Source organism: Mycobacterium kyorinense, from assembly GCF_002101735.1.
GTDB classification, from domain to species: Bacteria; Actinomycetota; Actinomycetes; order Mycobacteriales; family Mycobacteriaceae; genus Mycobacterium; species Mycobacterium kyorinense.
Genome location: NZ_LQPE01000117.1, coordinates 1 through 13,769 on the forward strand (window position 1 = coordinate 1; position 13,769 = coordinate 13,769).

12 protein-coding genes and 2 tRNA genes are annotated in these 13,769 nt (G+C 67.6%); 8 read left to right on the forward strand and 6 right to left on the reverse strand.

From position 1 onward, the window contains the following. Positions 1–232 precede the first annotated feature (232 nt). Positions 233–305 (reverse strand) — tRNA-Lys (locus tag AWC14_RS14160). Between the two features lie 146 nt (positions 306–451). Between AWC14_RS14160 and AWC14_RS14165 the strand changes: the two genes are divergently transcribed. Then, a complete protein-coding gene (locus tag AWC14_RS14165) occupies positions 452–1,642 on the forward strand; it encodes a L,D-transpeptidase (RefSeq protein ID WP_045380733.1) in 1,191 nt (396 codons plus the stop codon). Positions 1,643–1,656: 14 nt separating this feature from the next. Here the strand turns inward: AWC14_RS14165 and AWC14_RS14170 are convergent. Both AWC14_RS14170 and orn read right to left on the reverse strand, forming a co-directional pair. Next, a tRNA-His gene (locus AWC14_RS14170) sits at positions 1,657–1,729 on the reverse strand. 35 nt (positions 1,730–1,764) lie between these two features. Beyond that, positions 1,765–2,412 carry an oligoribonuclease gene (gene orn / locus AWC14_RS14175; RefSeq protein ID WP_045380740.1) on the reverse strand — a complete coding sequence of 216 codons (648 nt, stop codon included), beginning with the start codon at positions 2,410–2,412 and terminating at the stop codon, positions 1,765–1,767. A gap of 105 nt (positions 2,413–2,517) precedes the next feature. On the opposite strand from orn, the gene AWC14_RS14180 reads away from it, so the two are divergent. Further along, a complete protein-coding gene (locus tag AWC14_RS14180) occupies positions 2,518–4,050 on the forward strand; it encodes a helicase HerA-like domain-containing protein (RefSeq protein ID WP_045380732.1) in 1,533 nt (510 codons plus the stop codon). A gap of 4 nt (positions 4,051–4,054) precedes the next feature. Here AWC14_RS14180 and cmrA read toward each other — a convergent pair whose 3' ends face one another. Then, positions 4,055–4,861: a mycolate reductase gene (gene cmrA, locus AWC14_RS14185; RefSeq protein ID WP_045380739.1), complete on the reverse strand. Its 807-nt coding sequence runs from the start codon at positions 4,859–4,861 to the stop codon at positions 4,055–4,057. A gap of 49 nt (positions 4,862–4,910) precedes the next feature. On the opposite strand from cmrA, the gene AWC14_RS14190 reads away from it, so the two are divergent. Next, positions 4,911–6,245 carry an MFS transporter gene (locus tag AWC14_RS14190; RefSeq protein ID WP_045380730.1) on the forward strand — a complete coding sequence of 445 codons (1,335 nt, stop codon included), beginning with the start codon at positions 4,911–4,913 and terminating at the stop codon, positions 6,243–6,245. On the opposite strand, the gene AWC14_RS14195 is transcribed toward AWC14_RS14190, so the two are convergent. Both AWC14_RS14195 and AWC14_RS14200 read right to left on the reverse strand, forming a co-directional pair. After that, on the reverse strand, positions 6,242–6,994 hold the full coding sequence (locus AWC14_RS14195) for an MmpS family transport accessory protein (RefSeq protein ID WP_045380728.1): 753 nt from the start codon (positions 6,992–6,994) through the stop codon (positions 6,242–6,244). The genes AWC14_RS14190 and AWC14_RS14195 overlap by 4 nt on opposite strands. Positions 6,995–7,033: 39 nt before the next feature. Then, positions 7,034–7,648 (reverse strand): SACE_7040 family transcriptional regulator, encoded by a 615-nt coding sequence (locus tag AWC14_RS14200; protein ID WP_045380726.1) that lies wholly within the window; start codon positions 7,646–7,648, stop codon positions 7,034–7,036. An 82-nt stretch (positions 7,649–7,730) separates the two neighbouring features. On the opposite strand from AWC14_RS14200, the gene AWC14_RS14205 reads away from it, so the two are divergent. The 5 genes from AWC14_RS14205 to AWC14_RS14225 are packed head-to-tail and all read left to right on the forward strand — an operon-like array spanning position 7,731 to position 13,740. Further along, positions 7,731–9,281, forward strand: a complete 1,551-nt coding sequence (locus tag AWC14_RS14205; RefSeq protein ID WP_045380724.1) for a carboxyl transferase domain-containing protein — start codon at positions 7,731–7,733, stop codon at positions 9,279–9,281. 5 nt (positions 9,282–9,286) lie between these two features. Next, a complete protein-coding gene (locus AWC14_RS14210; protein ID WP_045380722.1) occupies positions 9,287–11,278 on the forward strand; it encodes an acetyl-CoA carboxylase biotin carboxylase subunit in 1,992 nt (663 codons plus the stop codon). Beyond that, positions 11,271–12,431: an acyl-CoA dehydrogenase family protein gene (locus tag AWC14_RS14215; protein WP_045380720.1), complete on the forward strand. Its 1,161-nt coding sequence runs from the start codon at positions 11,271–11,273 to the stop codon at positions 12,429–12,431. The genes AWC14_RS14210 and AWC14_RS14215 overlap by 8 nt, the downstream gene beginning before the upstream one ends. Beyond that, positions 12,428–12,922 (forward strand): MaoC family dehydratase, encoded by a 495-nt coding sequence (locus tag AWC14_RS14220; protein WP_045380718.1) that lies wholly within the window; start codon positions 12,428–12,430, stop codon positions 12,920–12,922. The genes AWC14_RS14215 and AWC14_RS14220 overlap by 4 nt, the downstream gene beginning before the upstream one ends. Next, positions 12,922–13,740, forward strand: coding sequence for an HpcH/HpaI aldolase/citrate lyase family protein (locus tag AWC14_RS14225; RefSeq protein ID WP_045380716.1), 819 nt, complete (start codon positions 12,922–12,924; stop codon positions 13,738–13,740). The genes AWC14_RS14220 and AWC14_RS14225 overlap by 1 nt, the downstream gene beginning before the upstream one ends. Positions 13,741–13,769 lie beyond the last annotated feature (29 nt).

Below are 13,769 nucleotides of genomic sequence, written 5' to 3' on the forward strand. Positions count from 1 at the left end.
ACACCAAAATCACTAGCCCGCAACACAATTCGATATCAGACCGAGCCCACGCCAATTTCCATGCAAAATCGAGGCTAATGCCGCCAGCTGAAGCGTTTGCGTGGCTTCACGAGTCTACGGAAATTTGCCCAACCGCTGGCACGGCAACGATGTCCGCAAGGGCCTAGGCGTGCCGGACGTGACCACCCCAGGTCGCCGACCTGGTCGCGCCCGCCGAAAACAGGCTTTGCAGTGCGCCGTCAGGGTTTCGAACCCCGGACCCGCTGATTAAGAGTCAGCTGCTCTACCAACTGAGCTAACGGCGCTTGGGTCGTTCTCGACACGCGACAATAACAGGCACTGGGCCGCACCGCGAATCTCGGACGGAGCGTCACGCTGTGGTCGCTCGTGCAGCCACTAGAATACTCGCCAGTAGTACCGGGTCGGTGGGTCACAAGGGGGACAAAGCTAGATGGCAGGTCATCGCGGCTGGTTGGCCGCGCTGATGGTCCCGCTTGTGGTGATGGGCCTCGGCGCGTGCAGCAGCGGCGGCAACAAGGCCCCGGAAAACGCCATCTTCGACAAGGGCACCCCGTTCGCCGACTTGCTGGTCCCCAAGCTGACCGCCTCGGTGACCGACGGCGCCGTCGGGGTGGGTGTCGACGCCCCGGTGACGGTCAGCGCCGACAACGGTGTGCTGGCCTCGGTCACGATGGTCAACGAGAACGGCCGGTCGATCGACGGCCAACTCAGCCCCGACGGCGTGCACTGGAAGACCAACGAGCCCCTCGGCTACAACCGCCGCTACACGCTGACCGCCAAAGCGCGCGGTCTTGGCGGCGTGGCCACGCGCCAGATGACCTTCGAGACCCAGTCGCCGGATTACCTCACGATGCCGTACGTCGTACCCCGCGACGGCGAGGTCGTCGGCGTCGGCCAACCGGTGGCGATCCGGTTCGACGAGAACATCGCCAACCGCGCTGCTGCCGAGAAAGCCATCACGGTGACCACCGATCCGCCCGTCGAGGGCGCGTTCTACTGGCTGAACAATCGCGAAGTGCGTTGGCGGCCAAAGGATTTCTGGAAGCCCGGCACGTCGGTCAACGTGGCAGTCAACACCTACGGCGTCGACCTAGGCGATGGGTTGTTCGGTGAGGACAACATGAGCACCCACTTCACCATCGGCGACCAGGTCATCGCGACCGCCGACGACACCACCAAGACGCTGACCGTGCGGGTCAACGGCGAAGTGGTCAAGACAATGCCGATCTCGATGGGCAAGGACAGCACGCCGACCGCCAACGGGATCTACATCATCGGCGAGCGGTTCGCGCACATGATCATGGACTCGTCGACGTACGGCGTCCCGGTCAACTCGCCCAACGGGTATCGCACCGAGGTCGATTACGCGACGCAGATGTCCTACAGCGGCGTGTTCGTGCACTCCGCGCCGTGGTCGGTGGGCGCCCAGGGCCACACCAACACCAGCCACGGTTGCCTCAACGTCAGCCCCAGCAACGCGCGGTGGTTCTACGACCACACCAAGCGCGGCGACATCGTGGAGGTTCTGCACACCGTGGGCCCGACGCTGCCCGGGACCGAAGGGCTCGGCGACTGGAACATCCCGTGGGACCAGTGGCACGCCGGCAACGCCAAGACCTAGACGCCGCTATTCGGGGTGGCTGACGGGACTCGAACCCGCGACACCCAGGATCACAACCTGGTGCTCTACCAGCTGAACTACAGCCACCATTGCCGCCAGCCGAGCCAGCGGCGACGTCGATACTAGCCGCTCGGGTGCTCGGCGGCCGAATCGATTCCCTCCGGCGAGTTCACCGGCACCCCCAGCTCGGCCGCCACCGCCGCGATCTCGCTGGTCGCCGGCCCCGGCGGCGGCACGAACGCGGTGCGCCGGTAGTACTGCAGTTCGCGGATCGACTCGTGAATGTCGGCCAGCGCGCGGTGGGCCAGGCCCTTGGCCGGCTGCCCGTAGTAGATGCGCGGATACCAGCGCCGGCACAACTCCTTGATCGAGCTGACGTCGATCATCCGGTAGTGCAGGTAGGCGTCCAGGGCGGGCATGTCACGGGCGATGAAACCGCGGTCGGTGGCGATCGAATTGCCCGCCAGCGGCGCTGTCTTGGGCGCTTTGACGTGCTCACGGATGTAGTCGAGCACCATCGTCTCCGCGGTCGCCAGGTCGACGGTGGAGGCGCGCACCTCGTCGATCAGGCCAGAACGCGCGTGCATGTCCCTGACCACGTCGATCATCGACGACAACGCCGCGTCGTCGGCGTGGATCACCACGTCGATGCCGTCGCCCAGGATGTTCAACTCACCATCGGTGACAAGGACGGCGATCTCGATCAGCTTGTCCGTGCGCAGGTTGAGCCCGGTCATTTCGCAGTCGATCCACACCAGGTGGTCACGCACAGCGTTCACAGTCACCACACGTTAGCCGCACCTCCTGCCGACACACGCAGCTGGCAGTAATGTCGTCCAGTGCCGGCATGAGTTAGGGGAGAGGACACGCGCGTTATGGGCAGCGAATCGACAGCAACTCCCGCAAAGCAGATCGCGGCCGGCTACGCGGTCGACGGCCAGGCTCTGGAGCTGGGCACCGTCGTCGTCGACGGCACCGCGGACCCGGAGGCGCAGGTTCGCATCCCGCTCGCCACCGTTAACCGGCACGGTTTGGTGGCCGGGGCCACCGGTACCGGCAAGACCAAAACGCTGCAACTGCTCGCCGAGCAGCTGTCCGCCGCGGGCGTGCCAGTGCTGATGGCCGACGTCAAAGGCGACCTGTCCGGGTTGTCCCGGCCGGGAGAGAGCAACGACAAAATCACGGCGCGCGCCAAGGAAACCGGCGACTCTTGGGAGGCGAGCGCGTTCCCGGTGGATTTCCTCTCGCTGGGGACCAAGGGAATCGGCGTGCCGGTGCGGGCCACCATCGCGAGCTTCGGGCCCATCTTGCTGTCAAAAGTATTGGGGCTCAACGCCACCCAAGAGTCGACGCTGGGCCTTATTTTCCGCTATGCCAAGCAAAAAGAGTACGAGCTGCTGGACCTGAAAGACCTGCGCGCGGTGATCAGCAAGCTCACCAGCGACGAGGGCAAGGCCGATCTGAAAGACCTCGGCGGCGTTTCCGCGCAAACGGCCGGCGTCATCCTGCGTGCCCTGGTCAATCTGGAGGGCGAAGGCGCCGACACCTTCTTCGGTGAACCGGAACTAAAACCCAAGGACCTCTTGCGTTTTGACGACAAAGGCCACGGGGTGATCTCACTGCTCGAGTTGGGCGACCAGGCAGCGCGGCCGGTGCTGTTCTCTACCTTCCTGATGTGGGTGCTGTCTGATCTGTTCAAGTCCCTGCCCGAGATCGGCGACGTCGACAAACCCAAGCTGGTGTTCTTCTTCGACGAGGCCCACCTGTTGTTCAGCGACGCGTCGAAGGCGTTCCTGGAGCAGGTCGAGCAGACGGTCAAGCTGATCCGCTCCCGTGGCGTCGGTGTGTTCTTCTGCACCCAGTTGCCCACGGATGTCCCCAACGAGGTGCTGTCGCAGTTGGGGGCGCGCATCCAGCATGCGCTGCGGGCGTTCACCCCCGACGACCAGAAGGCGTTGACGAAAACGGTTCGCACCTATCCGAAAACCGACGTCTACGACCTGGCTTCGGCGTTGACGTCGCTGGGCATCGGCGAAGCGGTGGTAACCGTGTTGTCTGAGCGCGGCGCGCCGACTCCGGTCGCGTGGACCAGGCTGCGCTCACCGCGGTCGCTGATGGCCGCGATCGGCGACGAGGCGATCAAGAAGGCAGCCAAAGACAGTCCGCTGCAGGCGACGTACGGCGAGACCAAGGACCGCGAATCGGCCCACGAGAAGATCGAAGCCGAAAAAGCGCAAGCCGCCCAGGCCGGCCCGCCCGCGCAGGCCCCGTCAAAGCCCGCGGCGGTCGAGAAGAAGCCAGGCTGGTTCAAGCGATTCGTCAACAGCAAGGGTTTCCAGACGTTCCTCAACGCGCTCGGCCGGGAGCTCGTGCGCAGCATGATGGGCACCGGGAAACGACGCCGCTAGCGCTTTATCCGCCGCCGAGCTTCTTGTAGAAGCTGCCGACGATCGGCGCGACGATGGCGCGCGGGGCGTATCCGCTGGCCACCGACATCGCCTTGGACGTCAGGCCCGGAACGACGCGCATCTTGTTGCGCTCCAACGCATCCAGCGACACGCGGGCGGTGTGCTCGGTGGAAATCCACAGGAATTCCGGCACCAGCTTCTCCACCAGCGAGGCTTCGGCCTCGTCTGGTAGCTCGGTGCGCACCGGCCCGGGCGCCAGCAGCGTGACGTGCACACCGGAACCGCGCAGCTCGCCGCGCAGCGATTCGCTGAAGGTGTTCGCGAACGCCTTGCTGGCCGCGTACGTCGCGTTGTAGGGAATCGGCGAATTGCCCGCCGCCGAACCGGAAATCAAGATACCGCCCGCCCGGCGTTCGACCATGCCCGGCAGCACTGCCAGCGTAAGATCATGCACGCCAAGGACATTCAGTTGCACCTGAGCCTTCTCGCCCTCGGGGTCCAGGCCGGCCACCGGACCAAACGTCGCGGTGCCCGCGTTGGCGCACAGGACCGAAATCGGTCGAGCAGCCAGTTCGTCGCACAGTTTCGCCCGGTCGGCCGCGTCGGCCAGGTCGGCCGGTCGCACATCCACGGCGACCCCATACTTGTCGATCAGGCGGGCGGCAAGCTCGTTGAGCAGGTCCTCGCGTCGCGCGGTGACGATCAGGCTGTGGCCGCGCGCGGCCAGTTCGGTGGCCAGCGCTTCGCCGATGTTCTGCGACGCGCCGGTGACCACGGCGCGGGCATCGGGGCTGGGAGCGGGTACAGGCATGCGGCCCATCGTAAGCATGCGGGTCGCTACCAGCGGTTACCCTCCCAGCATGAGCAACCCGGTGCCGGGCCAGCGCGCACCCGGGCGATCCGGGGTGCTGGCCTGGGCGCTGTGGGACTGCGGTGCCACCGGCGTCAGCGCGATCGTGGTGACCTTCGTGTTCTCGGTGTATCTGACCAGCAGTGTCGGCGAGGGGATGCCGGGCGGCAGCTCACCGGCCAGCTGGCTGGGCCGCGCACTGGCCGTCGCCGGGTTGACCATCGCGCTGCTGGCACCCGTGATCGGCGTCTGGGTGGAATCCCCGCGCCGTCGGCGCACGGCGCTGACCCTGCTGACCGTCCTGGCCGTCGTGCTGACCAGCACCATGAGCCTCATCCGCGACCAGCCCGCATACCTGTGGCCCGGCCTGGCGCTGTTGGCCGGCACCGCGGCCTGCGGCGACCTGGCCAGTGTCCCCTACAACGCGATGCTGCGTCAGCTGTCCACCCCGCAGACCTCCGGACGGATCTCGGGGTTCGGCTGGGCCGCCGGCTATGTCGGCAGCGTCGTGCTGCTGCTGGTCGTCTACCTGGGTTTCATCTCCGGCAACGGCGACACCCGCGGTCTGCTGCACCTGCCCAGCGCGGACGGCATGAACGTGCGCGCCGCGATGCTGCTCGCGGCCGCCTGGCTGGCGCTGCTGGCCCTGCCGTTGCTGCTGACCGCCCACCGGCTGCCGGCATCCGGCGAGACCGCCCCGGCCGTCGCCGGCCTGCTGGGCGGTTACCGCAGACTGTGGGCCGACCTGACCGCCGAATGGCGACGCGACCACAACCTGGTGTACTTCCTGCTGGCCAGCGCGGTCTTCCGGGACGGGCTGGCCGGAGTGTTCACCTTCGGCGCGGTACTGGGCGTCAACGTGTACGGCATCTCGCAGGCCAACGTGCTGGTCTTCGGAGTGGCCGCCAGTGTGGTGGCCGCCCTCGGGGCGGTGCTGGGCGGCCTGGTCGACGACCGGCTCGGATCCAAGACCGTCATCGTGGCGTCACTGGTCGCGATCATCACGACGGGGCTCACGTTGATGACGCTGTCGGGTCCCCGGGCGTTCTGGGCGTGCGGACTGCTGCTGTGCCTGTTCATCGGGCCCGCACAGGCGTCGGCGCGCACACTGCTGTTGCGAATGTCCAGACACGGCAAGGAAGGCGTCGCTTTCGGGCTGTACACGATGACCGGACGGGCGGTGTCTTTCCTTGCGCCCTGGCTGTTTTCGGTCTTCGTCGACGTCTTCGGCGCGGTCCGCGCCGGGATGGGCGGGCTGTGCCTGGTCCTTGGTATCGGGCTGGCGGCCATGCTGATGGTGCGCGCGCCGCGTCGCGCCGCCGCCGTGCCGCAAACCGCGGGCTAAGAGGGCGCGTCGCAGACGGTCAGGCCCGAGCCGGTGTGTTCGCGCACCTGCACCCCTGCCACCGTGACGGTGCACGTGACCTTGTTGCCGATGTTGATGATCGTGACGTTGGCCTTGCGATCGCCCGACTTGGGCAGGCTGACCTGTTTGCTCCACGGCAGTGCCACGTTGAACTCGGTCTGCATCACGCCGCCGGTGTCGACGTAGGTGATGCTGATCGCCCGGCCCTCCCCGCTGACGTTGTAGACGACGGCCTCTTCGCCGGCGGCACTGGTGGTCTCGCTCGATTCCGAAGGCGCGGACGTAGAGGTGGTGGCACTGGGAGCCGATGTGGTTGTCGACGGCGACGCCGCCGACCCGGACGTCTTAGAACCGGGCATCGCGGGCAGGGGCGCGACCGCGGTCTGCTTCCGGGCAGCGCCGTTGGCGATCACCAGTGCGATGACGAGCGCGGCGACCAGCAGGGCGGCTGCCGCGGCGGCGACCCACAACCAGCGTGGTGGCTTCGGCCGTCCCGGGGGAGGCGTGGCAGGCTGACCCGACGCCTGGTCCTGCAGCCAGTACTGCGGCAACTTCTCGGTCGGGTTGGTTTCGGTCGGCCCCGGACGCGGCGCAAGACCCTGGTAGTAGGGCGTTTGACCGGCGTAGGCCGGGTCGTTGTACGGCGGGTAGGGCTGGCGCAGCCGTTCGGTCGGTTCGCCGCCGGGCCGAGACGGACGGGTGTGCTCGGGTCGACGCGGATCGTTCATTCCCACCTCATGCTGGCAGGGTACCTGCAGCGCAGCCCGTCACTGGTCGTGAGCCCTGGCGGTCAACGCGGCGACGGTCATCGCCCGCATCACCGCCCGTGACCGCGCAGACCTGCTCTCGGCGCGCTTCAGGCTGTGCGGGGTCGAGTTCAGCAACCCGAACACGGCGTGCGCCATCAGCCGGGCGTCGGCCTCGGCGAGGCCGGGTTCCAGCTCGCGCAGCACGCCCACCCACACCTCGACATACTGCCGCTGCGCGCGTCGCACCTGTCGCTGCGCAGCGGCAGGTAGATGCGCCAGGTCGCGGTCCTGGATGCGGATCAAATCCGGCTCACCCAAAGCGAATTCGAGGTGAAAGTCGATCAGGCCGTCGAGAGCCTCGACGGGGTTACCGCTGCGCGCCATGACCTCTCGCGCGCCGGCCAGTAGCCGGGTGCTGATCCCGACCAGCAACTCGACCAGCAGCGACTCCTTGTTGGGGAAGTGCCGATAGATGGCCGGACCGCTGACGCCGGCCGCCGCGCCGATGTCCTCCAGCCGCACCGCCAGGAACCCGCGCTCGGCGAACAATCGCTCGGCTGCCGCCAGCAGCTGCGTCCGCCGGTCGGACTTCAGCCGACTACGCCGATTGTCGGCTGGGGCAGACGGTGCCATCAACGGCCTCCTGGACAGTTCGGTTAATCTCCACTAACATAACACGAGTTAGTCATCATTAACCGAAATTGGCGGATAGCGGATGACCACCTCAACGGCGAATCGTGAGGCGCACCAGGCGCTGGTGGCGCAACTGCGCGAGAAGCTGGCCGTGGCAGCCCTCGGCGGGCCGGAGCGCGCCCGCGACCGTCATGTCAGCCGCGGCAAGCTGCTGCCGCGCGACCGCGTCGACGGTCTGCTCGATCCCGGTAGTCCGTTTCTGGAAGTGGCGCCACTGGCCGCCAACGGCATGTACGACGACGAGTGTCCCGGCGCGGGCATCATCACCGGCGTCGGCAGGGTCTCCGGACGCGAGTGCATGATCGTGGCCAACGACGCCACGGTCAAAGGCGGCACCTACTACCCGATCACGGTCAAAAAGCACCTGCGGGCACAGGAGATCGCGGGGCAGAACCGGCTGCCCTGCATCTACCTGGTCGACTCCGGCGGCGCGTTCCTCCCGCGACAGGACGAGGTGTTTCCCGACCGCGAACATTTCGGGCGGATCTTCTACAACCAGGCCAAGCTCAGCGCCGACGGCATTCCGCAGATCGCCGCGGTGCTCGGATCCTGCACTGCCGGCGGGGCTTACGTTCCGGCGATGAGCGACGAGGCCGTGATCGTGCGCAACCAGGGCACGATCTTCCTCGGCGGCCCGCCGCTGGTGAAGGCCGCCACCGGAGAGGTGGTCACCGCCGAGGAGCTCGGCGGCGGCGAGCTGCACTCCAAGACCTCCGGTGTCACCGACCATCTCGCCCACGACGACCGCGACGCGCTGAACATCATCCGCCGCATCGTCGCGACCCTCGGGCCCCGGGGGTCGCGCGCCTGGGACGTGCTGCCGACCGTCGACCCCGTCGCCGACCAGACCGAGCTCTACGACGTGGTGCCCGTCGACCCGCGAATACCCTACGACGTGCACAACGTCGTCACCCGCATCGTCGACGGCGGCGAATTCGGCGAATTCAAGGCCGAATACGGCACCACGCTGGTGACCGGATTCGCCCGCATTCACGGCCATCCCGTCGGGATCGTCGCCAACAACGGTGTGTTGTTCGGTGAATCCGCTTTGAAGGGCGCACATTTCATCGAGCTCTGCGACAAGCGGATGGTGCCGCTGCTGTTCTTGCAAAACATCTCCGGGTTCATGGTGGGCCGCGACTACGAGGCCGGCGGCATCGCCAAACATGGCGCCAAGATGGTGACCGCGGTGGCGTGCGCCCGGGTGCCCAAGCTGACCGTCGTGATCGGCGGCTCCTACGGGGCGGGCAACTACTCGATGTGCGGGCGGGCGTATTCGCCGCGTTTCCTGTGGATGTGGCCGAACGCGCGGATCTCGGTGATGGGCGGCGAGCAGGCCGCATCGGTGCTGGCGACGGTCCGCGGCGAGATGACGGCCGAAGAAGAAGAGGCGTTCAAGGAGCCCATCCGCGCCCAGTACGAACACCAGGGCAACCCCTACTATTCGACGGCCCGGCTGTGGGACGACGGGGTGATCGACCCGGCTGACACCAGAACTGTTGTGGGTCTTGCGCTTTCGGTGGTGGCCAATGCGCCCGTCGAGCCGGTTTCCTACGGCGTGTTCCGGATGTGAGTACGATGAGTTTCGATACAGTTCTGGTCGCCAACCGCGGGGAGATCGCCGTGCGGGTGATCCGCACCCTCAAGGCGATGGGCATCCGGTCGGTGGCCGTCTACAGCGACGCCGACGCCAACGCGCGTCACGTCGCCGAGGCGGACGTCGCGGTGCGCCTCGGTCCCGCGCCCGCTCGCGACAGCTACCTCAACATCGCCGCGGTCGTCGACGCCGCGACGCACACCGGCGCGCAGGCGGTGCACCCGGGATACGGCTTCCTTTCAGAGAACGCCGATTTCGCTGCGGCGCTGGCGTCTGCCGGGTTGACCTTCATCGGCCCGCCCACCAAAGCCATCCAGACGATGGGCGACAAGATCGCCGCCAAAGCAACGGTGTCGGAGTTCGGCGTTCCGGTGGTGCCCGGCATCGCCCGGCCCGGGTTGACCGATGCCGAATTGATCGCCGCCGCCGAGGAGATCGGCTACCCGGTGTTGGTCAAGCCGTCGGCCGGCGGCGGCGGCAAAGGCATGCGGCTGTTGGAACGGGCCGAGGACCTGCCCGCGGCACTGACCGGTGCCCGCCGCGAGTCGGCAGCCGCCTTCGGTGACGACACGCTGTTCCTGGAGCGATTTGTGCTGCGGCCCAGGCACATCGAGGTGCAGGTGCTCGCCGACACCTATGGCAACGTGATACACCTCGGCGAACGGGAGTGCAGCCTGCAGCGGCGGCACCAGAAGGTCATCGAGGAGGCGCCGTCGCCGCTGTTGGACGCGGCGACGCGGGCCCGGATCGGCGCCGCCGCCTGTGACACCGCGCGCAGTGTGGACTACACCGGTGCCGGCACGGTGGAATTCATCGTCTCCGCCGACAAGCCGGAGGAGTTCTTCTTCATGGAGATGAACACACGGCTGCAGGTCGAGCACCCGGTCACCGAGATGGTCACGGGCTGGGATCTGGTCGAGTGGCAGGTCCGCATCGCGGCGGGGGAGAAGCTGACCGCGACGCAATCCGACGTCGCGCTGGACGGGCATGCGATCGAAGCCCGGGTCTACGCCGAAGACCCGGCCCGCGGTTTCCTGCCGACCGGAGGCGACGTGCTCGCGGTGGTGGAGCCGAAAGGCCCTGGCGTGCGGGTCGATTCCGGGTTGTCGGCCGGGATGGTGGTCGGCAGCCAATACGATCCGATGCTGGCCAAGGTGATCGCTCACGGCCCCGACCGCTCCGCCGCGCTGCGCGCGCTGGACCGGGCGCTGGCCGACACCGCGGTGCTCGGCGTGGTCACCAATGTGGAGTTCGCCCGGTTCCTGCTGGCCGATCCCGACGTCGTCGCCGGGCGGCTGGACACCGGCCTGTTGGACCGCCGGGCCGGCGATTTCGTGGCTGCGCCGCCGTCGGATGAACACTTCGTCGCCGCGGCGGCCTACCGCTGGCTGCGGCTGTGGCCGGGGCCCGGAGCCGACCTGTGGGAGGTGCCCTCCGGCTGGCGCGTCGGCGCCGCCGCGCCCGTCAGCGTGCGGCTGCGCGCCGGTGAGCGCACCGATCACGTGCACATCACCGGCACCCCGACTGACGCGGCCGTACGGATCGAGGACGGCGAAAACCATTCACTGCAAGTACATCTGGCGGGTGGACGGCTGGTGGTGACACTCGATGGCGTGCGCATCGAGTACGCCGTCGCGTCGGCAGACCACCAGATCTGGTTGACGGGCGACGGGGCCACCGCGGTGCTCGAGGAGGTGCGGGAAGCGCCGGTGCGCCCCGACGACGAGCACAGCGGCGACGCGGAACTAACCAGCCCGATGCCGGGGTCGGTGGTCGCGGTGGGCGTCGACGACGGCGCCGAGGTGCAGACCGGGGCGATGGTCGTCACCGTCGAGGCCATGAAGATGGAGCACGCGCTGGCGGCGCCCGTCGACGGCGTCGTGGAGCTTCTCGTCGCACCCGGCGACCAGGTCAAGGTGGGCCAGCCGCTGGCCCGGATCACGGCGAACACGAAAGGCTCAGAGAATGGCTGACTTTATGGCCACCGGGATGCTTCCCGACGAGTATCAGCAGCTGGCCAAGACGGTCCGCGATTTCGCGCAGAGCGTGGTCGCTCCGGTCGCGGCCCGCCACGACGCCGAACATTCCTTCCCCTACGAGGTGGTGGCGGGGATGGCCGAGATGGGGCTGTTCGCCCTGCCGTTCCCGGAGGAGTGGGGCGGCATGGGCGGCGACTACTTCGCGCTGTGCCTGGCGCTCGAGGAACTGGGCAAGGTGGACCAAAGCGTGGCGATCACGTTGGAGGCCGGGGTGTCGCTGGGCGCCATGCCGGTATACCGGTTCGGCACCGAGGCGCAGAAGCGAGAGTGGTTGCCGCAGTTGGCCAGTGGCCGCGCGCTTGGCGCATTCGGGCTGACCGAGCCCGGCGGCGGCAGCGACGCCGGCGCCACCAAAACCACCGCGCGACTCGACAACGGGGAGTGGGTGATCAACGGATCCAAGCAGTTCATCACCAACTCCGGCACCGACATCACCAAGCTGGTCACCGTCACCGCCGTCACCGGTGAACAGGGCGGCCGCAAGGAGATCTCGTCGATCCTGATCCCGGTGCCCACACCGGGTTTCACCGTCGAACCGGCCTACGACAAGGTGGGCTGGAAGGCGTCCGACACCCACCCGCTGACCTTCGAAGACGTGCGGGTGCCCGAGGAAAACCTGCTGGGCGAACGCGGCCGCGGCTACGCCAACTTCCTGCGCATCCTCGACGAGGGCCGGATCGCGATCGCCGCGCTGTCCACCGGCGCCGCGCAGGGCTGCGTCGACGAGAGCGTCAAGTACGCCCGCGAGCGCGAGGCGTTCGGGCAGCCGATCGGCCGGTATCAGGCCATCGAGTTCACCATCGCCCGGATGGAGGCCCGCGCGCACACGGCTCGCACCGCCTACTACGACGCCGCGGCGCTGATGCTGGCCGGTAAGCCGTTCAAAAAGCAGGCGGCGATCGCCAAGCTGGTGGCCAGCGAGGCGGCGATGGACAACGCCCGCGACGCCACCCAGATCCACGGCGGCTACGGGTTTATCAACGAGTTCCCGGTCGCCCGGCACTACCGAGACAGCAAGATCCTGGAAATCGGTGAAGGGACCAGTGAGGTGCAGTTGATGGTGATAGCCAGAGAGGTGGGATTGTGACGCAGGAGCAGCGCGCCGTCGTCCAGCGCGGGCTGTGGTTCGAGGAATTCGAGATCGGGGTGCGCTATCTGCACCGGCCCGGTCGCACGATCACCGAGGCCGACAACGTGTTGTTCACGACGTTGACGATGAACACCCAAGCGCTGCACCTGGATGCGGCGTTCTCCGACGCGCTGCCTCCGTTTCACCAGCGGCTGGTCAACTCGATGTTCACGCTGTCGACGCTGGTCGGATTGTCGGTCGCGCAGCTGACTCAGGGCACCATCGTCGCCAACCTCGGGTTCTCCGAAATCGCTTTCCCCAAGCCGCTTTTCCACGGAGACACGCTCTACGCCGAAACGGTGATCACCGACAAGCGGGAATCCAAGAGCCGCCCGGGGGAGGGCATCCTCACGTTCGCCCACACCGGACGCAACCAGCACGGCGACGTCGTCGCCACCGCAACCCGCAAGACACTGGTGCGGATGCGGCCGGCCGAGGACGCCGGCTGATGGCCCTGCAGAATCCGGGCCCGGCGTGGCTGTTCTGCCCGGCCGATCGTCCGGAGCGCTTCGAAAAGGCCGCGGCCGCAGGCGATGTCGTGATCCTCGACCTGGAGGATGGATGCGCTGCCGCGGATCGGCCGGCCGCCCGCCAGGCTCTCATCGACGTTCCGCTCGACCCGGCCCGCACCGTGGTGCGGGTCAACCCGTCCGGCACCGACGACCAGGCGCACGACCTCGAGGCGTTGGCGGGCACGCGCTACGACACCGTGATGCTGCCCAAATGCGAAGCGCCGCAACAGGTCACCGCGTTGGCGCCGAGGGATGTCATTGTGCTCGTCGAGTCACCCCTGGGCGCACTGACCGTCACCGACAACGTCCGCGCCGACAACGCGATCGCCGTGATGTGGGGCGCGGAGGATCTGTTCGCCGTGCTCGGCGGCACCGCCAACCGCTACCCGGACGGCAGCTACCGGGAGGTGGCCCGGCATGTGCGCTCGCAGTCGCTGCTGGCTGCCAAGGCCTACGGCCGTCTTGCGCTGGACTCGGTCTACCTCGACATCAAGGATCTCGACGGGCTGCGCGCCGAGGTCGACGACGCGGTCGCGGTCGGCTTCGACGCAAAGGTTGCTATCCACCCCAGCCAGGTGCCGGTGATCCGCGCCGGCTACGCCCCCACACCCGAGCAGGTGCACTGGGCGCGACACGTGCTCGCCGCAGCCGCCGATGAACGCGGTGTCTTCGCGTTTCAGGGCATAATGGTAGATGCGCCAGTGTTGCGGCGAGCCGAGCGAATCGTGCAGCTGGCGACTGACTCAGGCTCGTAGCAGTCCCGGTCGTCCGGGTTTGCTCTGAC

What these genes read in the sequence shown, in the direction of transcription:
- AWC14_RS14165 (WP_045380733.1), top strand. Translation starts at nt 452, where the DNA reads ATGGCAGGTCATCGCGGCTGGTTGGCCGCGCTGATGGTCCCGCTTGTG.
- AWC14_RS14180 (WP_045380732.1), top strand. Translation starts at nt 2,518, where the DNA reads ATGGGCAGCGAATCGACAGCAACTCCCGCAAAGCAGATCGCGGCCGGC.
- cmrA (WP_045380739.1), bottom strand. Translation starts at nt 4,861, where the DNA reads ATGCCTGTACCCGCTCCCAGCCCCGATGCCCGCGCCGTGGTCACCGGC.
- AWC14_RS14190 (WP_045380730.1), top strand. Translation starts at nt 4,911, where the DNA reads ATGAGCAACCCGGTGCCGGGCCAGCGCGCACCCGGGCGATCCGGGGTG.
- AWC14_RS14195 (WP_045380728.1), bottom strand. Translation starts at nt 6,994, where the DNA reads ATGAACGATCCGCGTCGACCCGAGCACACCCGTCCGTCTCGGCCCGGC.
- AWC14_RS14200 (WP_045380726.1), bottom strand. Translation starts at nt 7,648, where the DNA reads ATGGCACCGTCTGCCCCAGCCGACAATCGGCGTAGTCGGCTGAAGTCC.
- AWC14_RS14205 (WP_045380724.1), top strand. Translation starts at nt 7,731, where the DNA reads ATGACCACCTCAACGGCGAATCGTGAGGCGCACCAGGCGCTGGTGGCG.
- AWC14_RS14210 (WP_045380722.1), top strand. Translation starts at nt 9,287, where the DNA reads ATGAGTTTCGATACAGTTCTGGTCGCCAACCGCGGGGAGATCGCCGTG.
- AWC14_RS14215 (WP_045380720.1), top strand. Translation starts at nt 11,271, where the DNA reads ATGGCTGACTTTATGGCCACCGGGATGCTTCCCGACGAGTATCAGCAG.
- AWC14_RS14225 (WP_045380716.1), top strand. Translation starts at nt 12,922, where the DNA reads ATGGCCCTGCAGAATCCGGGCCCGGCGTGGCTGTTCTGCCCGGCCGAT.